This window comes from Chromatocurvus halotolerans (genome assembly GCF_004340525.1).
Classification (GTDB): domain Bacteria; phylum Pseudomonadota; class Gammaproteobacteria; order Pseudomonadales; family Halieaceae; genus Chromatocurvus; species Chromatocurvus halotolerans.
In genome coordinates this window covers 367,933-390,205 of sequence record NZ_SLWX01000003.1, presented here as the reverse complement: position 1 = coordinate 390,205, position 22,273 = coordinate 367,933, and the positions used below count along the sequence as shown (strand labels likewise).

Sequence of the window (22,273 nt, the reverse complement as noted above, 5' to 3'; positions counted from 1 at the left end):
TGGTTTCGTTAAGAATTCCAGCGAGTTAGGTGAGATTCCGGCGGAACGTGACCGCCGATTCCGGCACCGTGACCGCTGATTCCGGGGAAAACCCCGAAATCGGTCACGATAAAACGGAATGGGCGGTCACGATCGCCCGGAACAGGCGGTCACGATGAAACGGAATGAGTGGTCACGTTGGTCCGGAATACGCAGGCAACGGGTTCATCGCTCCTTTCGACCGCAGTGCACCCCTGTTCATTCACATCGGCGTCTTCGCGAGCCCCAAGGACAGCGACGCTGGCCGGCCCTCAACGAGCTGACTGCACCTCCCACTGCGCCAGAATCGTGCGCAGGACGCTCACAAACGCAATCGGCTCATCCAGCATGAGGTGATGCCGTGCGCCGGGAATACCGATTATCGGAACGTCCGTAGCGCCGCACTCATGAACGTAGTCCGCCGAATCATCATCGAAAAGCTCACTGCCCTGTCCATACACGATAGCTTTGCGCCCAGGCGTCTCCGCGATGATTTCACCCTGACGAAACATGCGTTCCTGACGGCCAAAGTCACTTTGAAACACGCTCGTATCAAACTTCCAGGTCCAGCCGCCCGCCACCCGCTTCAGCGAGTGGTAAGCCATGTAATCGAAAAGACTGGGAACGTTTACAGGCTGGGGTGGCGACAGCACGAATCGGCTCTTAGCCGTTGCATAATCAGGGTAGATGCGATTGGGACGGGTCGGGGCCGAACGAAGCGGCTTCTCAGCACCAAAATACGCCTCCAAACGCTCCGGTCGCAGTACCATAAGATCGCAGATGATGAGCCCGCCAAACATTGCGTGCTGATCGCGCATCGCCGACAGCGCCACATGCCCCCCGTATGAATGGGCGATAACGATTGGCCTGACCGCGTGATCGAACATACCCGTGGCCCGGGCAACATCCTCTACTTCGGCCGCGCGCACTGAGTCGGGATAGTGTTCGCGAACACCGGAATCACCCATACCTGACAGGTCAAAAGCCACCACGTGGTAGCGCTGCGCCAGAAACGGCGCGATAAACCCAAAGCAGCGGGCATGGGCCAGAAAGCCGTGAATCAAAAGCAAACCCGGGTTCCGGGGATTGCCCCAGCAGAAGTAATGGATGTCGCAACCACCCGATGTCGTCCAGCCTTCCCGGCGCGGGACAAGCAATGCACTCTCCAGCCAGCTTGGGACATTCATCGCATCAGGTGGCAGCTCGCTCGCAAGCGCCGGTGGTACGGTTGCCGTGGTATTCATGGGCCTCCATTGATGGCTTTAAAGGAACGTTACGAAATCAAATTCGAGTAACAATGAAAACGCCTGCTGCCCGCGCGGGTATAGGACAGATAAAGGACCTTTCGGGATTAGACATCCTCGCTGACTGTGCCGACTGGGACTACAGACCGGTCAAAGTTTCCATCTGTTGACCCGTAAATCCAGTTCGCGGCGTGCGGCATGTTATTCCTATCCGGTCAATCCTGACGGAGCGCGCGCAACCGCTCACGCCATGCGGTTTTCAATGGCTTCCTTGCTGGCTATGGGACGAAGTCCTTCCCGGCGAAAAGCAGCAATGTACCCCAGGGCACCCTCTCTCGACGCTTCGCGCCGATTCACCTTGTCCCAGGCGGCGCTCTGGTCGGTGGCGTCAGCAGCGGCCGGGGCAGCGTTTCCCGTTCTTTGTGGCGCAGGTGAGTCAGTATTCGATCAATGACGTCCTGGTCCTCGATACAAGCGATGACCCTGACAGATCCGCCACAAAGACTGCAGACTCGATGTCGATGTTGAAAACGCGCTTTAGGCGTTGAGCCCAGGTCATTGCGGTATGACGCTCGGCGGGTTTGCGGACTTCTGCGTTGGAGGTGGACTTGATGCCTTTCCCACGCCTTGCTGGTGTGACCAGCCCACGCCAGCGGTGGTTCGGTGCCAGGACGCCATGGTAGCGGGTGAGGTTGACCCTCGGCTTCGGCACCAGTGCCGCCAATCGCGCTATAAAATCCACTGGTTCGAAGGCCACCTGCGTAGTCCCATCCCGGTACGGTGTCTTCAGGGTGTAGACCACCTTGCCTGTGGAACTCAGCGAAAGTCGGGGAACTGCTACGGCCGGGCGGGAAATGTACCGACACAGGCGCTCACGCTTGTCTTTCTGATTGCCCTCACAGCTGACCCCGGCGTGCAGAGAGAAGCCATTGGCCTTGGCCACCCGCTCCAGGCGAGGATCAGGCCGGTCCAGCGGACGGATGGTACGGATCATGAACGCTTTACGTCCCTGCTGTGGGCCAACGGCAATGCGGTAGGAGATGGAACTGCCCAGGATCTGTGGCATCGCATCCGTGTCTTCTGCGGGCTCCAGTTCCAGCCAGGCGCTCTCGGTGTCCTGTTCCAGCAAGCCCTGGCGCTCGAGGCAGCGGCCGACGCGCTGGCTGATCAGTTGAACCAACTCCTCCAACTCGGCTTTGTCTGGTGCCTTGACGCGTTGAAATCGGGGTGGTCGATTGTCGCGATACACATAGACGCCATCCAAGAACAAAATATGAAAGTGAATGTTGAGGTTAAGGGCGCTGCCGAAGCGCTGGATTAGCGTCACGGCCCCAGTGGCGCCATCCACGAGCGGTAATCCGACCTTGTGGATCAAGTGGGTGGAGATAGCCCGGTAAACGACGCCCAGCACCTTGCCCATAGCCTGGGGGTGGGCCGCAAACAGGTAGCGCAGAGGAAAGGGGAAGCTGATGACCCACTGGCGAAGAGGGACATCGGGAAACACTTCATCGGCCAGCAGGGCGGCGGTCTCGGCCATGCGGCGGGCGCCACAACTGGGGCAGAACCCGCGTTTCTTGCAGGAAAAAGCCACCAGCCGCTCGAAGTGGCATTTGTCGCAGCGCACCCGGAGAAAGCCGTGCTCGAGGCGACCGCACTTTAGGTAAGCCTCAAATTCCCGGTGGACATGTGCAGGTAGGGATTTACCCTGCTGTGCCAGTTGCTCTACCAGGGCCGGATAATGCGCCGCGATGAGCTGATAGAGAAGTGTCTGCTCGGGCCGATGGCGTTCGTAGAGGGTGCTGGCAAAGCCCTGCCGACCCGGTAACTGCATCGCGGTTGCGCCCTGGATCGCCATCGTGTGGAACGGTCCAGAGTGGAGTCGCGACCTGTGAGACGCCACGTCCGAAGCGGTCGTCGGCATCACCTATTGGGCATTAAATAACCATCATTAGTGCCGGCGTAGTCCGCCCTGCCCCGGTGCGACTTGCGTCGGTGAATGGTCCTCGCTACGCAGACCGGGCACCCGACGACACTTCAAACCAATGGCAACTCATCGAGGTCAGTGTGTTCGGCCATCCCCGGATACTCAGGCCATGGTGTATTCGAGGCACGATCGCGCACGCCACCAGCGACGAGTCTGGGCGCTGCTTCAGGAATCCGTGTCATCTCGGTTCGCATAGCCAGCCTTCCGCTGGCCGCGTACCGCCAGCACGAACGCGGTGTCGATTTCCGGAACGTACCTGTAGAGGATGAGGTAGCCTTCCGAGGCGCGTCCAACGATCAGTTCCCGAAGATCCTGGCGCACCGGGCGCCCCATCAAGGGGCTATGAGTCAACACCTCAATGGCATCAATTAGCCCCGCGACTCGTTCATCGACGTGCGAGGCATCGTGCCGCGTAAGATGATCGACGATACGGTCGAGATCGCCAGCGACCTCTGGTGCGACCTCGATCCGCGCCACTGCCTTACTCCGCCAGGGGGCGGGCCGCGGGTGGTTCGGTGGTTTCGCCGGCGACCCGGCGCTCGAGGTAACGCCGCATCTCCGACCAGGGGATGGTTTGTCCCGTTTCGGCGATCACAGCGTAGCGTCGGTCTGCCTCGTCAAAGAGGCGATTTCGCGCCTCATCGGCCTCGACGCGATCCGAAATCGCCTTGAGGATCAACGCATGAGAAGTCATACCCGCCCGATCGGCGACGTCGGCGAGGCGTTTTTTTGAGGTCGTCGGGCAGGCGAACGGTTGTGGTGGACATGGTGGTGCTCTCCACATTCCAGTCATGGCGCCAATGTAGCACATATGTGCTACAGCGCTGAATGGCCGACACAGAGACCATCAAACGCCCTTGACGGCAGAACACGCAGAGAAGCGTGGGCGCGAACCGCCAAGACGATCAGGTACCGCACCGATTGGTGCCGCTGGTGCGCCGATTGAGACAGGAAACGCTTGGTGGCACTTAGCGGCGCCGATTGATTTTTCGCGCGGCACCAATCGACGCCGCAATCCGCAACAGTCGCAGATGACGGCGACATCGACCGCCGGTAGCCCGCACGCCAGTAGAGACGGATAGCAAGGTGCGTGACAGCCTGGAGGCTGGCGCCCACCTTGCCGCATCCGCTAGCCGCCCGCGTCACTGGCAAGCGAAGCGAGGTAGTGACGTGGGCGCCCGCACTCGCTCGCCGCGCCGCCAGCCACCGAAAACCACGCCCCAGGTCGGTCGAATTCTTTGTGACAACCGCATTCGGTGTTCGTAAAGTGGCCTCACTAGACGCGACCACTGCGGAAAAGTGGTAAGGCCACCCCACCTTGCGCAAGCGAATGGGATAGGCAAATTCCGGCTGTTCAGGAATCTGCTGACAGCGGCGCTCCGGGCCTCTCTCGACGCAGCGGTCAATCATGACCGGGTCCATTTTCGAACCATCGCGCTACCGCATCAACTGGGTACCGCTCCTTCCACTCTCTCCCGCTTCTCGGAGGATCTTTTCCATCGCCGGTGCTGATGGCCGGGCTATCGAGCCCGTTGATCTGGCAGTTTCTTCAACCCCGCAAACACACTGACGGTCAGTGCGTTCTGCTCAATCCAAAAAGGAGGAAGTTCTACCCCGGCCTGCGGCCGGGTAACCGTTGGTTTGCACGGGCCAGTCTTCAATAGAAGACACACCGTGCTGTCTATGGCCAGACACATTCAGGTCAACCGGGATTGGTGTCCCGCGATCGTTCCGCTTGCCGGACCTGCGCAGCTTCTGTTGCCAGGTGATCAGAAACACTCACCGAATGGATTAGCACTATGCGAGACCTGAACTACCAACTGAAAATGTTATGCAAGCACAGCCACGAAGGCAGCTTCGAAACCCGCGTGGGTCGGGAGCGCCAGTTGAGCGCCATCGCCAACCAGCTACATGAACTGGGCTTCCGGCAGCTGAAGGCAACGTCCCTGAAACAGAAACACGTTCAGGCCCTGGTAAACCACTGGCTGGGACAGGATCTGTCGCCGGGCACGATCAAGAACCGCATGAGCTGCCTGCGCTGGTGGGCGGAGAAGGTCAACCGGCCAAATGTCGTCGCTCGCAGCAACGAGACCTATGGAATCCCGGATCGCCAGTTCGTGACGCCCGGGAGCAAAGCCAAGGAGCTTGAAGCAACACAGCTCGCTCGGGTCCGGGATGAAAACGTGCGCATGAGCCTGCGCCTGCAGCGGGCCTTTGGGCTCAGACGAGAAGAAGCGATCAAGCTGCAGCCGCGTTGGGCGGACCGGGGCGACCACCTGCAACTAAAAGCGAGCTGGACCAAGGGCGGGCGGGAACGCACCGTTCCTATCCGGACCGAGGCGCAGCGCGCCCTGCTGGAACAGGCCAAGCAACTGGCAGGCACGGGATCCTTGATCCCTCGGGGCCGGTCCTATATCGAGCAGCTGCGAATCTACGAACGCCATACAGCGAACGCCGGCCTGTCGAAAATGCACGGCCTGCGTCATGCCTATGCGCAGCAGCGGTATCTGGAAATCACCGGCTGGCCGTCGCCCCACGCGGGCGGCCCCGGCAAAGAGGCCTTAACCTCGGTGCAACGGCAGATCGACCTGCGGGCGCGACTGGCTATAAGCCGGGAGCTGGGGCATGTCAGAGAGCAGATCACTGCGGTCTATCTGGGCAGATGACGATACAGCCTCGCCTCATCCGACTCCGAGACGCCCCTAACTATCTGGGTATGGACCGTAACCGCTTTAATCGGGAAGTACGCCCTACCCTGCTCGAATTTCGCATCGGCCGGCAAGGCGTCGCCTTCGACCGCCTTGAAATGGATGCATGGGTCAACGAATATAGGCGGTGCAACGGGCGTCCCGCACTGAATCAAGGAGATGATTTATGGGACGCAATCGAAGCTCCGGGCTGCGGAATCGGGGTGGGATCTGGCATATCGACAAGCAGGTCCTCGGCCACCGCATTCAAGAAAGCACTGGAACGAGTGAACTCAAAACGGCAGAGCTGATGTTGGCTCGTCGTATTGAGCAGATCAGGCAGGCATCAGTGTTCGGTATACGGCCGGTGCGCATTTTTCGCGAGGCAGCCACGCGCTTTCTCGAAGAAAACACACACCTCGCTACTATCCACACCTACGCCTTCCATCTGAAAGAGCTGGACCCTTACATCGGCGACTTGCCGTTGTACCAGGTACACATGGGAACCCTGCAAGGGTACATAGATAGAAGACAGAAGGAGGGCAAGAAAAACAAGACCGTCAATGGCGCACTGGCAACAGTGCGCAGGGTGCTGAACCTGAGTGCCCGCCTGTGGCGCGATGAGCACGGTTTGACCTGGCTGGAGTCGGCACCACTGATTCAGTTGCTACCGCTGCACGATGCCAGGCGCCCCTACCCGCTCAGTTGGGAGGAGCAACACCGCTTGTTCAGAGCGTTGCCGGATCACCTGAGCAGGATGTGTCAGTTCAAGGTGAATACCGGGTGCCGGGATGGCGAAGTCTGCAGCTTGCGCTGGGATTGGGAAATTGACGTGCCGGAGCTGGACACCTCGGTGTTTCTCATTCCGGGAGAAAAGGTCAAGAATCGGGAGGATCGATTGGTGGTCTTGAATCGGGTGGCTAAGTCAGTGATTGAAGGCGTGCGTGGGCAACACGCTGAGCGCGTCTTTACTTACTACGGTCGTCCGGTGCGGAGCATCAACAACAATGGCTGGAAGTCGGTCCGGCGCAAGTTGAATATGCCCATCCGTGTTCACGACCTGAAACACACTTTCGGCCGTCGCTTACGCGCAGCCGGGGTGCCATTGGAAACCCGGAAAATATTGCTTGGCCACAGGAACGGCGATATCACCACACATTACTCTGCGCCGGAGTTGGAGGAACTCATCGAGGCAGCAAACAGGGTGTGCGAAGGAAAGTCCGGCAAAACTCCGGCACTGGTCGTGCTGAAGCACCGGACGCCGAGCGCGGCAGCGCGCTAAGCAATTGATAGAAAAAGGGAAAAATGGTGGGCCGTGCTGGATTCGAACCAGCGACCAATTGGTTAAAAGCCAACTGCTCTACCAACTGAGCTAACGGCCCGGAAACTTGGCGGGCGACAACGCATGAACATGCGCTGCGAGAGAAGCGCGTATGGTACTGATCGGCAGAGAAACTTCAAGCACTTTTTACGCAGTCAATCATTCGTGCGATAACGCGTCGGGTCCGGCATGCCCGCGGCCTCAAATCCCTGCCGTCGCAGGCGGCAGCTCTCGCAGCGACCACAGGCTTCGCCCGCATCTGTGGCCTGGTAACATGACACGGTCAGCGCGTAGTCCACGTGCAGCGCCAGGCCTCGCTGAATAATGGCGTCCTTGCCGAGGTCAAGCAGCGGCGCGTGAATGCGGATACCGCCACCCTCCACGCCTGCGCGGGTCGCCACGTTTGCAAGGCGCTCGAAGGCGTTGATAAATGCAGGACGGCAGTCCGGGTAGCCCGAGTAGTCGACCGCATTGACACCGATAAAGATATCCCCTGCACCAAGGACCTCGGCCCAGCCCAGCGCAATGGCCAGAAATACCGTATTACGCGCCGGCACATAGGTAACCGGGATACCCTGCGTCTCCTCCTCCGGAACGTCAATGGCGGTATCCGTGAGCGCCGAACCGCCAATGCTCCCCAGATCCAGAGTGACCACCTTGTGCTCGACATCGCTGAAGGCCTCGGAGACCCGCTTTGCCGCCAGCAGTTCTGCCCGGTGACGCTGGCCGTAATCGAAGCTGAGGGTATAGCACCGATAGCCCTCGCTACGCGCCATGGCAAGCACGGTGGTGGAATCGAGGCCACCGGAGCTGAGAATCACCGCCCTGCGCGCGTCGTCAGACATCAGTGTCCGGGCTCGTCGTTCCAGAGCAGCTTGTGCAGCTGCAGCTGCAGGCGTACGGGAAGGTTGTCGGCCAGAATCCATTCCGCCAGCTCGCGCGGCGCCAACTGTTCGTGGCTCGGTGACAGCAGTACGTCACCGACACGGTCTGCGAGGGAATATTCATCCAGCTTGAAGCGGGCCCACTCGTAATCCTCACGATCACAGACCACAAACTTTACCTGATCATGGGGTGCCAGACATGACACATTACGGTAATCATTCCGGTGTGCCTCTCCCGACGCCGGCGTCTTCAGATCAAGAACCTTGACCACCCGCGGGTCCACTGCCTGGACGGGGAGAGCGCCACTGGTCTCAAGCGATACCTCGTAGCCGGCATCACACAGCGCCGACAGCAAAGGCAGACAGGCGGGCTGGGCCAGAGGCTCACCGCCGGTCACGGTGACGTAACGCGGCTGGTATGCAGCGACCTCGGATATCACCTGCGTGAGAGCCATCATGGTGCCGCCCGTGAAGGCGTAGGCGGTATCGCAGTAGACGCAGCGCAAAGGGCAACCGGTGAGGCGAACGAACACGGTCGGGCGACCTACCGTGCGCGCTTCGCCTTGCAGGGAATAGAAAATCTCGGTGATGCGCAGGACTGTCGCGCTCTGGTGCACGGCGGTGTTCACGTGAGCCACCCCGGCCTACAGGTTCTGGTCGATAAATTCCCGGGCCAGATTAGCAGCCGCGGAATCGCCGTGCTCGCGAATAACGCGATCGAGATACTCTCTCGCCTTGTCGCGATTGCCTTTGACATAATGCACCTGCCCGAGCTTGTACATGGCGTCAGGCACCTTGGCGTTCTGCGGGTATTCGTCCAGCAGCAGGGTAAAGGACTGGCGAGCAAGCTCCGGCGCAGCCGGTTTCACCACGAGATACAGCTCTCCCAGCCAGTAGTGCGCGTTGGGTGCATAGCGGCCGTCCGGATAGCGATCGAGAAACTGCTTGAAGGATGTCACAGCCTCATCAAACTCCTGACTGCGCACCAATGCATACGCCGCGCGGTACGCATCACCCTCACCCGGCTGCTCGGCGCTCACGCGTCCGTTCGATGGCGGCGTGTTAGCCTGACCACTGCCGGCATCCCGAACGGGCGCCGGGACCCGGGCACTGCCGCCCGCCAGACGCCGGTCGAGATCCATGTAGCGCTCGAGGCTCTGTTCCTTGAGGACGCGGATGTCGTTGGCCTGCTGCTCGACCACACCGTTGAGCCGCATCACTTCCTGCTGAAGCTCCTGCACCTGAACGAACAGATCGCCAACATTCTGCTGGCTCCCCTGATTGGCATCCGTCGCGAGAGGGCGATAGACCGTTTCTGCCGGCTGGCGGTCGAGGCCGTAGCTGCGAGCCCCCTCAGACGGCGCCAATGGTCTTTGTGTGGACACCTGTGGCTGCTCCACGGAGCCACCGGACTGTCGGGCGCGCTCGCGTTCCGCCTCCACGTCAATGTAATCCTGCGCCAGAAGCCCAAACGAGGCCGGGCCGACCACAAGGGTCAGCCCGGCTGCACGCACGAATATTCGCCTGAAACTCATACTCGCCGCTTTACTGACGCGAGAGTTCCACGCGACGGTTCTGGGACCAGTTCTCCTCGCCAGAGCCGTACGCGACGGGCTGCTCTTCACCGTAACTGACGGTTTCGATGCGGTAGCTGGCTATGCCGTTGACGACCATGTAGTCGCGTACGGAGTTCGCCCTGCGCTCACCCAGCGCCATGTTGTAATCGCGGGTACCGCGCTCGTCGGTGTGACCGTCAAGGCGTACGTTGCGATCATTGGTCCGCAACAGCGCAATGTGCGCATCAAGCGCCTGTCGCGCCTCGGTTGTCAGGGTCGAGCTGTCGAAGTCAAAATAGAACGTGGATCCTGCAGCGGCAACAGCCTGCTCGAGACGACGCTCTTCTGCTGCGGCCTCGCGCGCCGCAGCGGCCTCCCGTGCGGCCGCCTGCTCAGCCTCGCGAGCCTGCTGGGCTGCTGCAGCTTCTGCCGCGGCTGCAGCCGCAGCAGCCTCTTCCTGCTGCTGCGTATCCGTGCCCGAACAAGCCACCAGAAACGCAGCGGTAAACAGCAGTGTGAGCGCCTTACCGGCAACTGGCAGATCTTTCATAGCGTGCTTCCTTAACGTGTGTGTCGTCATGTTAACGGCGTATGTCCGCCGCACCTTCAAGGCATCAGGTAGGGTGACCAGGCGGGCTCCCGGACGTCGCCGCTTCGGGCAGGCAGATTGAACTTGACGCCGCCATCCACAGACACTGCCGACAGGATTCCGCGATCCCCGGATTTCGTTGCATACAATACCATAGAGCCATTAGGGGCGATACTGGGACTTTCGTCAAGATCGGTGCTGGTAAGCACCTGCAGGCGGTCCGTCACAAGGTCGTGAATGGCAATGTGGTACTGGCCGTCACGCTGATGCACGAGCACCATATTGCGGCCATCCTGGGCGATGCGTGCCCGCGCATTGTAATTGCCTTCAAAGGTCACGCGATCGGTGATTCCGGTCTGCAGATGATAGCGATAAATCTGCGGACGCCCACCCCGGTCCGAGGTAAACAGGATTGACTTGCCGTCCGGCATCCAGGTCGGCTCGGTATCGATCGCGTAGTGCCGCGTGATTCGGTTCAGACTGCGGCTGGCCATGTCCATGAGGTAAATGTCCGGGCTACCGTCTTTCGACAGCACCATGGCCACGGTATTGCCGTCCGGTGACCACGCCGGGGAACTGTTCAGGCCACGGAAATTGGTCAGCTGCTCCCGCGCGCCGGACCGCAGCTCCTGCCGGAAAATGGCCGGGCGACCCGTTTCGAACGACACGTAGGCAATTTCCCGACCATCCGGCGCCCAGCTCGGCGCCATGATCGGCTCGCGGGACTCCAGCAGCACAATCGGCCGGGCACCATCAGCATCCGAGAGGGTGAGGCGGTAGTAGTCCTTGCCCTGAAGATTACGCTCCACGGAAACATAGAGAAGCCGTGTCGCGAAGGCCCCCGGAATGCCCGTAATGTGTTCGTAGACCGCATCGCTCACGCGATGCGCCAGCATGCGCGCCTCACCGGAGGCGTCGGACTGTGAGCCGGAAAGCACGCTGCGCTCGCGATTCACATCAAACAGCTCGTAATCCACCCGCAGGCGCTCGCCCGGAGTCACGCGGCCAATCAGCACATATTCCGTGTCAATCGCCCGCCAGTCTCGAAAATAGACGTCGTCAGCGGTCGAGGGGTAACTCAGCATATTGTCGCGCCGCACCGGCGAGAACTGACCGCTGCGGCGCAGGTCATCCGCAACGATTTCTGCGATATCTGCTGGCGCGATCCCCGCTCCCTCAGTGGCAAAGGGAACCACCGCAATGGCGGTAGGGTCGTCCATACCCTGGGTAATCTCGATCACCAGCTGGGCGCGAGCAGAGACAGCAGACACCATGAGTGTCGCAAAAAGGAGAATTCGGGCGAGCGTTGTCATCAGTAGCGTAAATCCTCTGGTCTGAACAGCAGGCGAAAGCGCCTGAAGCTTTTTTCGAATTCCCTGATGGGCAGGTTCTTCAATTCCGGGAAACTTCCCGCGCGCTCCACCGCGTTTATCGCCGAACGGTCAAACGCGGCGTTGCCACTGCTTTTTACCACGCTGACGCTGATGACGTCACCGCTGGGAATCAGCTGCACAGACAGCAGCACTTCCATGCCGTTGCGAGCACTGGGTGGCCGGCTCCAGTAGCCGATGACCGCACGCTGAATCAGCGCCGCGTAGCTCGCGGCCATCTCCTCCGCGGTAACCGCGACCTCCGCCGCGGACTCCGCCGCCATTGACTCGGACAGCTGTCGACGCGACAGCTCGGCCAGCGCGTTGGCGTCCAGCTGGGGCTCCGGTTCCTTTGCAGGGGCCGCAGCCGGTTCGCTGCGGCGCGTTTCTGCCGGTTTCTTCTGTGCCGCGGGCTTGCTTTGCGGGGCGGGAGCAGGTTTCGACGGCGCAGCCTGCTTTTTGGGCGCAGCAGGCTGCGTCCTTGCCGGCTGCTTTGGCGGTGCCTTCGGCGCGGGCTTCGCGCGGAATTCATCGATCGACACCAGCTTGGCATTGATGATTTCCGGCGTGATCTTGCGCGCCTGTATCACCCGGTCACTATCGCTGCTTTCCCAGCGCGACAGCAGAAGGAATACCACCAGAAGGTGCAGGCAGAATGTCGCCACCGAAGGCGCCAGCCAGTCCGGGAGATAATCGGTGAGCACGCTCAGGTTCATTTCGGATCGTCGGTAACCAGGCCGACGCTGGGCGCGCCCGCTTCCTGCAGCGCCGCCATCAGCGTCACCACTTCGCCGTAGGCCACCGCACGATCTCCCCAGACGAGAACCGGCTTGCCCGGATTGCGCTGCATCACCGCGCCCACCCGCTGCTTGACGGTAGCCAGGGACAGCGGCAGGTCCTCCTGGGCACCCAGATTCAGAAACAGCTGCCCGGACTGATTGACAGACACAATGAGCGGCTCGCTGTCCTGATTGTCAACGGGCTCGGTGCGGGCTTCCGGCAGATCCACCTTGACACCCTGCATGAGCATCGGCGCCGTCACCATGAAAATGATCAGCAGCACGAGCATGACATCAATATAAGGTACGACGTTGATCTCGGCCATCGGTCGGTGCTTGTTGCGGCTGCGTCCCATTTCGGCTCAGCTCTTGCGGTTGCGCGAGCGCAGGGCATAGGCCTGCCGGTAAAGAATGCTGGAGAATTCGTCGACAAAAGTATCGTAGCGATTCTCGAAGACATCCACACGCGCAGCAAAGCGATTGTAGGCCATGACTGCGGGAATGGCTGCAAACAGGCCCATTGCGGTCGCAATCAGGGCCTCGGAGATGCCCGGTGCAACGGTGGCGAGGGTCGCCTGAGTCGCGTTCGCCAGGCCACGGAACGAATGCATGATGCCCCATACCGTGCCGAACAGCCCAATGTAGGGGCTGGTTGACCCGACAGAGGCGAGGAATGGCAGGTTCTGCTCCAGACGCTCCTCCTCGCGCAGGGTGGCGACGCGCATGGCGCGGCGTGCACCCTCGACCACGGCCTCGGCGTCCATGTCGGACTGCTGCGCAAGGCGGGAAAACTCCTTGAAACCGGAGCGAAAAATACTCTCCATCCCCAGAATGACACCGCCCTCGCTGGCCCGCTCGTTGCCCTCCCGGTAGAGTTCGGCAAGGTCAATGCCGGACCAGAACTGCTCTTCAAACGCCAGCATATCGTCGCGGGAATTGCGGAAATAAATCACCCGCTGGACAATCATGTACCAGGAAATCACGGAGGCCATCAGCAGCAGCAGCATCACGAGCTGCACCACAAAACTGGCGTTGATCACAAGATCAAGAAGGCTGAGCTGTTCCTGCACGCAAGGGTCTCCGTTGGTTTATCTGTCAGGCGGTGTTTGCCGGGGCGGCCCGCTTGCGCAGTGTAGCAAGCATGTCTCCCGGCATGCGACGGGGCCGCAGCTCATCGCGGCTGACGCAGGCAATGGTCACATCTGCACGGACCAGCAGCTCGTCGCCGCGGCGCACTGCCTGGAACAGCGACAGACTCGCGCCGCGAGCCCCGGTAACGCTGACTGAGGCCGCCAGTTCGTCGTCAAGTCGCGCCGGTGCGCGATACACCAGCGCGATATCGCGAACAACAAACAGGCACTCTGCGCTGAATATACGGCTGCGATCAAAACCCAGGCTGCGCATGAACTCTGTCCGCGCCCGCTCCATATACTTCAGGTAATTCACGTAATAGACAATACCGCCAGCATCGGTGTCCTCGATGTAGACCCGCAGAGGCAGGGAAAATTCACCGTCTGACATCAACCCGGTTCCGTTGGCGTGTTCAACGGCAGGGCATCCTGGGCGGGTGACGCGCCAGGCTGTGGCAGGCCGAAATGCAGATAGGCGTTCCGGGTCACCGTGCGCCCCCGGGGCGTCCGCACCATGAAACCCTGCTGTATCAGGTAGGGTTCGAGGACATCCTCGATCGTGCCGCGTTCCTCGGACAGCGAGGCAGCGAGACTGTCGACGCCGACCGGACCACCGTCAAAATGCTCGATCATGGTCAGCAGAAGACGCCGATCAAGATGGTCAAAGCCACGGCTGTCAACGCTGAGCATGTCCAGCGCGCGATCCGCCACATCCGCGTTGATGTAGCCATCCGCCTTGACCTCGGCGAAGTCACGCACGCGCCGCAGCAGCCGGTTGGCAATGCGCGGGGTGCCGCGGGAGCGCCGCGCAATTTCCAGCGCACCCCCGGTATCGATACCGATATCCAGCAAGCGCGCCGAGCGAGCAACGATCTGCGCCAGATCATCGACCGCGTAGAATTCGAGACGCTGAACAATGCCGAAACGGTCGCGAAGCGGCGATGTCAGCAGGCCGGCACGCGTTGTGGCGCCGACCAGCGTGAAGGGCGGCAGGTCGAGCTTGATCGAGCGAGCGGCGGGCCCTTCCCCGATCATGATATCGAGCTGGTAGTCCTCCATCGCCGGATAGAGTATCTCCTCGACAAAGGGGCTGAGTCGATGGATCTCGTCGATGAACAGCACGTCGCCGGGCTCGAGATTGGTCATCAGCGCGGCGATATCGCCAGCCTTTTCCAATACCGGCCCTGATGTGGTCTTCAGTGACACCCCCATTTCATTGGCAATGATGCTGGCGAGCGTTGTCTTGCCCAGACCCGGCGGGCCAAAGATCAGCGTGTGGTCCAGCGGCTCGTTGCGCCCACGCGCCGCCTGCAGGAATATCGCCATCTGCTCGCGCACCACCGGCTGGCCCACGTACTCCTCGAGGGTTTTCGGGCGAATGGCGCGATCCAGCGCATCCTCGCGAGGGCTCGTCGCGGCCTGTGAAATCAGTCGATCGGTTTCAATCACTGCGCGCACTCCTGCTGCTGTCACGCACGGTGGAGCGCAGGGCCCGGCGAATCAGCTCTTCGCTGTCCGTTATGCTGTCATCCTTCACCGCCGATACCAGCTTCGCTGCCTCAGCCGGCTTGTAGCCCAGAGCCACCAGCGCACCCTCGGCGTCCGCCGCAATATCGCGCCTGTCCGGTGGAGCGCTTTGCACACCTGAACCGCCGTCTGATACACCTATCCAGTCCTTGAGCTTGTCGCGCATTTCAACGAGCAGTCGCTCCGCCGTCTTGCGCCCGACACCCGGCGTTGCCACAAGCGCCTTCAGATCCTCACGCTGTACACAGCGCACAAAGCTGTCCGCATCCATCCCGGAAAGCAGCGTCAATGCCAGTTTCGGGCCCACACCGCTCACCTTGATCAGGCTGCGGAACAGCACGCGATCACGCTCATCGAGAAAACCGTAAAGCAGCTGGGCATCCTCGCGCACGACAAAATGCGTGACCAGGCTGACCTCCTCACCGACGGCGGGCAGCTTAAAGAACGTGCTCATCGGCACCTGCACCTCGTAACCGACCCCCGCCACGTCAACAACGATTTCCGGCGGCTGCCGGGTCACGAGAACACCGCGCAACCGGCCGATCATACCGCCGCCTTACTGTGGAGACCGCGCTTCACCGCAAACGCCGACGGCGAACGGCGGTGGCGCCAGCCAGGCTCACCAGGCTGGAGCGGGTGTGGGCGTGGCAAAGGGCGGCCGCCAGCGCATCCGCCGCATCCTCCTGCGGCGCCGCGGGCAGGCCGAGCAATGTCATGACCATATGCTGAACCTGACGTTTGTCGGCGGCACCGGTGCCGACCACGGACTGCTTGATCTGCCGTGCGGAGTACTCGCCCACCGCCATGCCTGATGTCACGCAGGGTACGATAGCGGCGCCCCTTGCCTGGCCCAGTTTGAGCGCCGATCCTGCACTTTTTGCCATGAATACCTGTTCGATAGCCAGCTCTGAAGGGCAATGGTCGTTCACCAGCTGAGTGACGCTGTCGGCGATAACCCGGAGCCGCTCCGGCAACGCCCCCGGCGGCAGTCGGATCACGCCGCTGGTGACGTAGGTGCATCTACCGTGTACGCATTCGATGATCCCGAACCCGGTTTTCTGCGAACCCGGGTCAATACCCAGTATCACTGCCATGTTCCGCGTTCCGGGTGACGTCGTTCTGGCATGGTATGTATAAATGAACAGTATTGCCAGCGGAGATCGAGCTCCGTGGCCGGCCAGCGACCCGTGTCGGGCGTTTCGAGACTCGCCGTGAAGCCATCCGTGGCGGCTCGGCGGCGCCATCCATGGCGCCGACGGTCTCGAAACGCCCGGCACGGGTCGCTGGCCGTACTCCGTGGCGCCGACAAATCCGCTTCGATGCAGCAATTGTTACCGATTCGTAGTGACGCCATCACTGACAGCCAGTGGGCCACGCGGCAAGTTCGGTAATGCTCAGCCGCAGCACGATCGCTTTCGGGGAGTAGGACCGCTGGTCAGGTCCGTTTTCCGGGCCCGGCGTTTCGAGACCATGCGAGGCAGGACGCCGAGCCTGAGCCCCCACGGATGGGTTCACGGCGAGTCTCGAAACGCCGGGCCCGGAAAGCGGACCGGGCTACGAAGTCCATCACCCCTGCAGTGCGGCAAGCACCTCATCCGGAATCTCAACATTCGTGTAGACATTCTGCACATCGTCGAGATCTTCCAGCGCGTCGACAAGCGCCATCAGGCCCTCTGCGCCGGCAGCGTCCACCGGAACCGTCGTGCTGGCAATCAGCGTGACCTCGCCCGACTCGAGTTCCAGCCCGGCCTCTTCCATGGCAGTTTTCACTGCGTAGAAGTCTTCCCAGGCGGTGCTGAGTTCCAGCGAGCCGTCGTCGTGGCTGCGAATGTCCTCGGCACCGGCTTCCAGCGCCACCTCCATGACGCGCACCTCATCGGTGCCTGCAGGGAAAACGAGCTGACCCTTGCGCTCGAAGAGGTAGGCTACCGAACCGTCCGTGCCAAGATTGCCTCCGCGCTTGCTGAAAGCGTGACGGATCTCGGCCACGGTACGATTGCGATTGTCGGTCATCGTTTCGACCAGCACGGCAATGCCGCCGGCCGCGTAGCCTTCGTAGGTGACTTCCTCGACGTTGTCGCTGTCGTTGGTGCCGGCACCCCTTGCGATGGCCCGATCCACCGTGTCCCGGGTCATGTTGGCTCCAAGCGCCTTGTCCACTGCAGCCCTGAGCCGCGGATTGTCCTCCGGCAGCGGCCCACCCTGCCTGGCGGCGACCACAAGTTCGCGGATCAGCTTGGTGAACATCTTTCCGCGCCTGGCGTCCTGCGCCGCCTTGCGATGCTTGATGTTGGCCCATTTACTGTGACCGGCCATATCCTGGCTCCTGCTTCTGCACCTGCCGATGGTCAGGCAGGCATTGCCCTCGCCCTACTGCTCCGTCGGCGGCAACTGCCGCAGGCGAATATTGAGGTCGCGCAGCTGGTCATCGACCACGACGCCGGGCGCATCCGTCATCAGGCACTGGGCAGACTGGGTTTTCGGGAACGCGATCACATCCCGGATGGAGGATGCCGACGTCATCAGCATGACGATGCGGTCGAGTCCGAAGGCGAGGCCGCCATGCGGCGGAGCACCGTACTTTAAAGCGTCCAGCAGAAAGCCAAACTTCTCCCGCGCCTCTGTCTCGTCGATACCCAGAACATCGAACACCGCGGACTGCATGGCCGGCTCGTGAATACGGATACTGCCACCGCCGAGCTCGGTGCCGTTGAGCACCATATCGTAGGCTCGCGACAGCGCCTCACCCGGCGCCTGCTGCAGGGTTTCCAGGCTGCAGGCCGGCGCGGTAAACGGGTGATGCAGGGGCGTCCAGCCCGCATCGGTCGGCTCGAACATGGGAAAGTCCACGACCCACAGCGGCGCCCAGCCCTCGGCAACCATGCCAAGATCCTCGCCGACACGCACACGCAATGCACCGAGCGATTCGTTGACCACCGACTCCCGATCGGCACCGAAGAAAATGATATCGCCATTCTCTGCCTGCAGGCGCTGCATCATGTCGGCAATCACGGATTCCGGCATGAACTTCAGAATGGGAGACTGCAGCCCTTCGACACCGGCAGCGAGGTCGTTGACCTTGATCCAGGCCAGGCCACGAGCGCCGAAAATGCCGACATAGCGCGTGTAATCGTCAATCTCCTTACGGCTGATTGTTGCACCGCCGGGCACGCGCAGGGCAGCGACACGGCCGCCAGGATCGTCCGCCGGGCCCCGGAAAACCTTGAAGTCCACTTGCTGCATCAGGTCGTCGACCGTCACCAGTTCAAGCGGAATGCGCAGATCAGGCTTGTCAGAGCCGTAGCGCGACATGGCCTCGCGCCAGGTCATGTGCGGAAATGCGCCAAGGTCGACATCCAGCACGCTGGAGAAAAGAGAGCGCACCATACGCTCCGTGATATCCATGATGGCGGTTTCGTCAAGGAAGGCCGTCTCGATATCGATCTGCGTAAACTCCGGCTGTCGATCGGCGCGCAGGTCCTCATCACGGAAACATTTGGCAATCTGATAATAGCGGTCAAAGCCCGACACCATGAGCAGCTGCTTGAACAGCTGGGGCGACTGCGGCAGGGCAAAGAATTTGCCGGGATGGGTACGGCTGGGGACGAGGTAATCGCGAGCACCTTCAGGCGTCGCCCGGGTCAGGATGGGTGTCTCGATGTCGAGAAAACCCTCGTCTTCCAGAAAACGGCGCACCGCAGCAGTAATTCGCGAGCGCATGACCAGCCGCGACTGCATTTCCGGACGACGCAGATCCATGTAGCGGAAGCGAAGTCGCACCTCCTCGCCCACGGCGGTGTGCTCATCGAGCTGGAAAGGCGGCGTCTCGGCGCCGTTGAGGATTTCCAGCTGCTTGCCAAGAACTTCAATGGCGCCGGTCGCCATCGTTGGATTGACGGTGGCATCGCTGCGCGCGCGGACTCGACCGGTAATCTGCAGCACATACTCACTGCGCACCCTGTCGGCGCGCGCGAAGTGCTCCTCGGTGTCCGGATCGAATACCACCTGGACGATGCCCTCGCGGTCTCGCACATCCAGAAAAATGACGCCGCCGTGGTCGCGGCGACGATCTACCCAGCCGCATAATGTGACAGTCTGGTCAATGTCTGCGGCGGTCAGTACACCGCAATAGTGGCTGCGCATGATGGTTTGTATCTCCGGCTCTTGAACGCCCTCCCGGGCACGGGTTCAGGCGGCGCTGGAACTGCCGCCACTCGTGGTGCCTTTGCTCTTGTCCGGCTTGTCGGCGGATGCTTTCGAACCGGCAGACCCCGATTCAGACGGCGAAGCCTTTGCCGCATCGGCCGGCTTGTCCGGGGCATTCGAGGACTTGCTCTCATCGGCGACCAGATTCTTCTTCTTGTCCCCGGTCTTGAAATCCGTCTCGTACCAGCCGCCGCCCTTGAGCCGGAACGCCGCAGCCGACACCTTTTTCCGCAGCGCGGGCTGACCGCAGGCAGGGCAGATCTCAAGCGGCGGATCACTGATTTTCCGCAGCGCTTCGGTCAGCTCTCCACAGGATTCACAAACGTACTCGTAAATTGGCATGCCGTTACACCTGATTCAGGGAATCGAGAAAAAACGAGGCGCGGATTTTACCCCACGGGCAGGAGTGCGGCCAAGCAATGAATTGGATGCACAAGTGACAGAATGAAACGAGGGCCGAACTGGAGAGACACAAGTCCAGTGGCGATGAATGCTCCCGGGCGCGCTTGCCGCGCACCCGGGAGCAGCGAATCAGGAAGCAGCGAACTCTTTCATTTTCTTAAGGGGACGCACTTTTACCGCAACGCTCGCCGGCTTCGGACTGAAGACGGTAGGCTCGCCGGTGAACGGGTTGATCCCCTTGCGAGCCTTGCGTGCAGGCTTTTTCACCGTCGTGATTTTCATGAGCCCTGGCAGGGTGAATTCACCCACGGAACGCTTTTTGATGCTGCGCTCGATCAGGGTTTCCAGCTCACCCATCACGTCACCGACCTGCTTCTTGCTCAGACCGGTATTCTCTGCAATCGTGGTGACAATCTGGGTCTTGGTCATTTTCTCCTGCAGAGCCGTGACCTTTTTTGCGGGCGCTGCCTTTGCGGCGGGCGCCTTCTTGGCGGGTGCCTTTTTTGCTGGGGCTTTCTTGGCCGCCGCTTTTTTAGCGGGCGCTTTTTTTGGTGCTGCTGCTTTAGCTGTTGCCATGTTTCAGTCCTTCCCTCTGTTGTAAAAATGGCCTCGAAGCCGTGCAGCAGGCACTGTTGAATCCCTCGCGCACTGCCTGTACCCGACTCTTCATCATGTATAAAACATGAAATACTGTAATACAAGCTTTATTCACTGCTAAACGCCGGAAAACACTGGTTTTCCAGCGTAAATCACGTCGAATCACCATGACAGCGCAAATTTCTGTACCCTTTCTTCTTTCAAACGTAAACTCGCGATACCGCCAAAACAGCACTGTGAGCTTTCTATGCGTACCAGCCACTTTCTTGTCGCCACCCTCAAGGAAACGCCTGCCGATGCAGAAATCATCAGCCATCGACTGATGCTTCGCGCGGGACTGATCCGCAAGCTGTCATCCGGGCTTTACACCTGGCTGCCGCTGGGACTGAAGGTGCTGCGCAAGGTGGAAACCGTTGTACGCGAGGAAATGAACCGCGCCGGCGCCCAGGAAATCAGCATGCCGATGATCCAGCCCGCGGAGCTGTGGCAGGAGTCAGGCCGCTGGGAACAGTATGGCCCCGAGCTCCTGCGCATCAGGGACCGACACGATCGCGACTTCTGCCTTGGCCCCACTCACGAGGAGGTGGTAACCGACCTGGTCCGGAACGAAATCAGCAGTTATCGCCATCTCCCGCTGAATCTGTACCAGATACAGACCAAGGTGCGTGACGAGATACGCCCGCGATTCGGCGTCATGCGGTCGCGCGAATTCCTCATGAAGGATGCCTACTCCTTCCACGCAACGGCCGACTCGCTTCGCGAAACCTATAACGTCATGCATGCCGCCTACACGGCAATCTTCGAGCGGCTGGGATTGTCGTTTCGTGCGGTGCTGGCAGACACCGGCAGCATCGGCGGCAGTACCTCCCACGAATTTCATGTGCTCGCCGATTCCGGCGAAGACAGCATTGCGTTCAGTGACGGCAGCGACTACGCGGCGAACGTGGAAATGGCCTCTGCGATGCCGGCCTCGACACCCCGCCCGGCGCCATCAGGAACACTCGAGGAAATAGCGACACCGGGTGTAAAAACCATTGCTGACCTGTGCCAGCAACTGGGCATAAGCCCATCGGCAACCGTCAAGACATTGCTGGTGGAGGGTTCTGAAGACGGCTCTCTGGTCGCACTGGTCCTGCGTGGCGACCACGAGCTGAATACCATCAAGGCGGAGAAGCTCGAGGGCGTGGCCTCTCCGCTGGTGATGGCCGACGAGGATACCGTCAAGGCGCTCTGTGGCGCCGGCTTCGGATCGCTCGGCCCGCGGAATCTCGGCGTGAAAGTGATCGCCGATCACGCTGCGGCGCATCTCGCCGACTTCAGCTGCGGCGCCAACCGCGATGGCCATCACGTTATCAACGTCAACTGGGAACGGGATCTGCCCCTGCCGGAAATCGCCGATCTGCGGGAAGTGGTCGCCGGCGATCCCAGCCCCGACGGCAACGGCCGCCTGCAGATAAAGCGCGGCATCGAGGTCGGGCACATTTTTCAGCTGGGCACCAAATACAGCGAAGCAATGAATGCCGGGGTACTGGATGAAAACGGTCGCCAGGTAACGCTGCATATGGGCTGCTACGGTATCGGTGTCAGCAGGATCGTTGCCGCCGCCATTGAGCAGAACCATGACGAGCAGGGGATTGTGTGGCCAACGGCAATGGCACCGTTCACGCTGGCCATCGTCCCACTTAACATGCACAAGTCCGAGGCCGTAGCCAGGAGCGCAGAAGCCCTTTACCAGCGGTGCGTTGATGCTGGCATGGAAGTGCTGCTGGATGATCGCAATGAACGCCCCGGCATCAAGTTCGCCGATATGGAACTCATGGGCATCCCGCATCGGATCGTGATTGGTGATCGGGCCCTCGCCGACGGCGAGCTGGAGTACAAGGGCCGTCGCGACACCGATGCCGTCCGGGTTCCCGAGGGCGATGCCATGGCATTCCTGCACGAAAAAATGGCCGCCGAAGACTGACCGCTGACGCCGC

At 61.0% G+C, this 22,273-nt stretch carries 22 protein-coding genes, 1 tRNA gene and 1 pseudogene; 3 read left to right on the top strand and 21 right to left on the bottom strand.

The window, feature by feature from the left end; genetic code table 11:
- Positions 1–290 precede the first annotated feature (290 nt).
- The 4 genes and pseudogenes from EV688_RS05660 to EV688_RS05645 all read right to left on the bottom strand — a co-directional run bounded on the left by EV688_RS05660 (position 291) and on the right by EV688_RS05645 (position 3,940).
- A complete protein-coding gene (locus tag EV688_RS05660) occupies positions 291–1,262 on the bottom strand; it encodes an alpha/beta fold hydrolase (protein ID WP_117319732.1) in 972 nt (323 codons plus the stop codon).
- 353 nt (positions 1,263–1,615) lie between these two features.
- A pseudogene (locus tag EV688_RS05655) lies at positions 1,616–3,093 on the bottom strand (transposase).
- Between the two features lie 318 nt (positions 3,094–3,411).
- Entirely contained in the window at positions 3,412–3,723 is a 312-nt protein-coding gene (locus tag EV688_RS05650; protein WP_117316952.1) for a type II toxin-antitoxin system RelE/ParE family toxin, read from the bottom strand.
- 4 nt (positions 3,724–3,727) lie between these two features.
- Positions 3,728–3,940: a CopG family transcriptional regulator gene (locus EV688_RS05645; RefSeq protein WP_205686597.1), complete on the bottom strand. Its 213-nt coding sequence runs from the start codon at positions 3,938–3,940 to the stop codon at positions 3,728–3,730.
- A 1,105-nt stretch (positions 3,941–5,045) separates the two neighbouring features.
- Here EV688_RS05645 and EV688_RS05640 point away from each other — a divergent pair.
- Positions 5,046–5,912: a phage integrase N-terminal domain-containing protein gene (locus tag EV688_RS05640; protein WP_117316954.1), complete on the top strand. Its 867-nt coding sequence runs from the start codon at positions 5,046–5,048 to the stop codon at positions 5,910–5,912.
- A gap of 208 nt (positions 5,913–6,120) precedes the next feature.
- Positions 6,121–7,215 (top strand): tyrosine-type recombinase/integrase, encoded by a 1,095-nt coding sequence (locus tag EV688_RS05630; protein ID WP_117316956.1) that lies wholly within the window; start codon positions 6,121–6,123, stop codon positions 7,213–7,215.
- 24 nt (positions 7,216–7,239) lie between these two features.
- Here EV688_RS05630 and EV688_RS05625 read toward each other — a convergent pair.
- The 17 genes from EV688_RS05625 to EV688_RS05545 all read right to left on the bottom strand — a co-directional run bounded on the left by EV688_RS05625 (position 7,240) and on the right by EV688_RS05545 (position 20,273).
- Positions 7,240–7,315 (bottom strand) — tRNA-Lys (locus EV688_RS05625).
- A gap of 94 nt (positions 7,316–7,409) precedes the next feature.
- Positions 7,410–8,099: a 7-cyano-7-deazaguanine synthase QueC gene (gene queC, locus EV688_RS05620; RefSeq protein WP_240624319.1), complete on the bottom strand. Its 690-nt coding sequence runs from the start codon at positions 8,097–8,099 to the stop codon at positions 7,410–7,412.
- Entirely contained in the window at positions 8,099–8,767 is a 669-nt protein-coding gene (gene queE, locus EV688_RS05615; RefSeq protein ID WP_240624320.1) for a 7-carboxy-7-deazaguanine synthase QueE, read from the bottom strand. Before queE ends, queC begins: the two co-directional genes overlap by 1 nt.
- Before the next feature lie 15 nt (positions 8,768–8,782).
- Positions 8,783–9,673, bottom strand: a complete 891-nt coding sequence (ybgF, locus tag EV688_RS05610; protein WP_117316963.1) for a tol-pal system protein YbgF — start codon at positions 9,671–9,673, stop codon at positions 8,783–8,785.
- Between the two features lie 10 nt (positions 9,674–9,683).
- On the bottom strand, positions 9,684–10,244 hold the full coding sequence (pal, locus tag EV688_RS05605; protein ID WP_117316965.1) for a peptidoglycan-associated lipoprotein Pal: 561 nt from the start codon (positions 10,242–10,244) through the stop codon (positions 9,684–9,686).
- Between the two features lie 56 nt (positions 10,245–10,300).
- Positions 10,301–11,596, bottom strand: a complete 1,296-nt coding sequence (tolB, locus tag EV688_RS05600; RefSeq protein WP_117316967.1) for a Tol-Pal system beta propeller repeat protein TolB — start codon at positions 11,594–11,596, stop codon at positions 10,301–10,303.
- Positions 11,596–12,369 carry a cell envelope integrity protein TolA gene (gene tolA, locus EV688_RS05595; protein ID WP_117316969.1) on the bottom strand — a complete coding sequence of 258 codons (774 nt, stop codon included), beginning with the start codon at positions 12,367–12,369 and terminating at the stop codon, positions 11,596–11,598. The genes tolB and tolA overlap by 1 nt, the downstream gene beginning before the upstream one ends.
- Complete coding sequence (gene tolR / locus EV688_RS05590) at positions 12,366–12,788, bottom strand: protein TolR (RefSeq protein ID WP_240624321.1); 423 nt, start codon at positions 12,786–12,788, stop codon at positions 12,366–12,368. The genes tolA and tolR overlap by 4 nt, the downstream gene beginning before the upstream one ends.
- 6 nt (positions 12,789–12,794) lie before the next feature.
- Positions 12,795–13,502: a protein TolQ gene (tolQ, locus tag EV688_RS05585; RefSeq protein ID WP_117316971.1), complete on the bottom strand. Its 708-nt coding sequence runs from the start codon at positions 13,500–13,502 to the stop codon at positions 12,795–12,797.
- A 25-nt stretch (positions 13,503–13,527) separates the two neighbouring features.
- Positions 13,528–13,953, bottom strand: coding sequence for a tol-pal system-associated acyl-CoA thioesterase (ybgC, locus tag EV688_RS05580; RefSeq protein ID WP_117316974.1), 426 nt, complete (start codon positions 13,951–13,953; stop codon positions 13,528–13,530).
- Positions 13,953–15,011, bottom strand: coding sequence for a Holliday junction branch migration DNA helicase RuvB (gene ruvB / locus EV688_RS05575; RefSeq protein ID WP_117316976.1), 1,059 nt, complete (start codon positions 15,009–15,011; stop codon positions 13,953–13,955). The genes ybgC and ruvB overlap by 1 nt, the downstream gene beginning before the upstream one ends.
- A complete protein-coding gene (gene ruvA / locus EV688_RS05570; protein WP_117316978.1) occupies positions 15,004–15,636 on the bottom strand; it encodes a Holliday junction branch migration protein RuvA in 633 nt (210 codons plus the stop codon). The genes ruvB and ruvA overlap by 8 nt, the downstream gene beginning before the upstream one ends.
- A 28-nt stretch (positions 15,637–15,664) precedes the next feature.
- Positions 15,665–16,183, bottom strand: coding sequence for a crossover junction endodeoxyribonuclease RuvC (gene ruvC / locus EV688_RS05565; RefSeq protein WP_117316980.1), 519 nt, complete (start codon positions 16,181–16,183; stop codon positions 15,665–15,667).
- A gap of 472 nt (positions 16,184–16,655) precedes the next feature.
- Entirely contained in the window at positions 16,656–17,405 is a 750-nt protein-coding gene (locus EV688_RS05560) for a YebC/PmpR family DNA-binding transcriptional regulator (RefSeq protein ID WP_117316982.1), read from the bottom strand.
- A 54-nt stretch (positions 17,406–17,459) separates the two neighbouring features.
- Positions 17,460–19,232 (bottom strand): aspartate--tRNA ligase, encoded by a 1,773-nt coding sequence (aspS, locus tag EV688_RS05555; RefSeq protein ID WP_117316984.1) that lies wholly within the window; start codon positions 19,230–19,232, stop codon positions 17,460–17,462.
- A 45-nt stretch (positions 19,233–19,277) separates the two neighbouring features.
- The gene (locus tag EV688_RS05550; RefSeq protein WP_117316986.1) at positions 19,278–19,637 is read right to left on the bottom strand and encodes an FmdB family zinc ribbon protein; all 360 of its coding nucleotides are present in this window, start codon (positions 19,635–19,637) and stop codon (positions 19,278–19,280) included.
- Positions 19,638–19,826: 189 nt separating this feature from the next.
- Positions 19,827–20,273 carry an HU family DNA-binding protein gene (locus tag EV688_RS05545; RefSeq protein WP_117316988.1) on the bottom strand — a complete coding sequence of 149 codons (447 nt, stop codon included), beginning with the start codon at positions 20,271–20,273 and terminating at the stop codon, positions 19,827–19,829.
- 268 nt (positions 20,274–20,541) lie between these two features.
- On the opposite strand from EV688_RS05545, the gene EV688_RS05540 reads away from it, so the two are divergent.
- Positions 20,542–22,260, top strand: a complete 1,719-nt coding sequence (locus EV688_RS05540) for a proline--tRNA ligase (RefSeq protein WP_117316990.1) — start codon at positions 20,542–20,544, stop codon at positions 22,258–22,260.
- The last annotated feature ends 13 nt before the right edge of the window (positions 22,261–22,273 follow it).

Coding starts and splice junctions, on each gene's coding strand:
- ruvC (WP_117316980.1), bottom strand. CDS start 16,183: ATGGCAGTGATACTGGGTATTGACCCGGGTTCGCAGAAAACCGGGTTC.
- pal (WP_117316965.1), bottom strand. CDS start 10,244: ATGAAAGATCTGCCAGTTGCCGGTAAGGCGCTCACACTGCTGTTTACC.
- ybgC (WP_117316974.1), bottom strand. CDS start 13,953: ATGTCAGACGGTGAATTTTCCCTGCCTCTGCGGGTCTACATCGAGGAC.
- queC (WP_240624319.1), bottom strand. CDS start 8,099: ATGTCTGACGACGCGCGCAGGGCGGTGATTCTCAGCTCCGGTGGCCTC.
- EV688_RS05540 (WP_117316990.1), top strand. CDS start 20,542: ATGCGTACCAGCCACTTTCTTGTCGCCACCCTCAAGGAAACGCCTGCC.
- EV688_RS05640 (WP_117316954.1), top strand. CDS start 5,046: ATGCGAGACCTGAACTACCAACTGAAAATGTTATGCAAGCACAGCCAC.
- tolA (WP_117316969.1), bottom strand. CDS start 12,369: ATGAACCTGAGCGTGCTCACCGATTATCTCCCGGACTGGCTGGCGCCT.
- EV688_RS05545 (WP_117316988.1), bottom strand. CDS start 20,273: ATGGCAACAGCTAAAGCAGCAGCACCAAAAAAAGCGCCCGCTAAAAAA.
- EV688_RS05660 (WP_117319732.1), bottom strand. CDS start 1,262: ATGAATACCACGGCAACCGTACCACCGGCGCTTGCGAGCGAGCTGCCA.
- EV688_RS05645 (WP_205686597.1), bottom strand. CDS start 3,940: ATGACTTCTCATGCGTTGATCCTCAAGGCGATTTCGGATCGCGTCGAG.
- EV688_RS05630 (WP_117316956.1), top strand. CDS start 6,121: ATGGGACGCAATCGAAGCTCCGGGCTGCGGAATCGGGGTGGGATCTGG.
- ruvA (WP_117316978.1), bottom strand. CDS start 15,636: ATGATCGGCCGGTTGCGCGGTGTTCTCGTGACCCGGCAGCCGCCGGAA.
- aspS (WP_117316984.1), bottom strand. CDS start 19,232: ATGCGCAGCCACTATTGCGGTGTACTGACCGCCGCAGACATTGACCAG.
- EV688_RS05550 (WP_117316986.1), bottom strand. CDS start 19,637: ATGCCAATTTACGAGTACGTTTGTGAATCCTGTGGAGAGCTGACCGAA.
- EV688_RS05560 (WP_117316982.1), bottom strand. CDS start 17,405: ATGGCCGGTCACAGTAAATGGGCCAACATCAAGCATCGCAAGGCGGCG.
- tolR (WP_240624321.1), bottom strand. CDS start 12,788: ATGGGACGCAGCCGCAACAAGCACCGACCGATGGCCGAGATCAACGTC.
- ybgF (WP_117316963.1), bottom strand. CDS start 9,673: ATGAGTTTCAGGCGAATATTCGTGCGTGCAGCCGGGCTGACCCTTGTG.
- tolB (WP_117316967.1), bottom strand. CDS start 11,596: ATGACAACGCTCGCCCGAATTCTCCTTTTTGCGACACTCATGGTGTCT.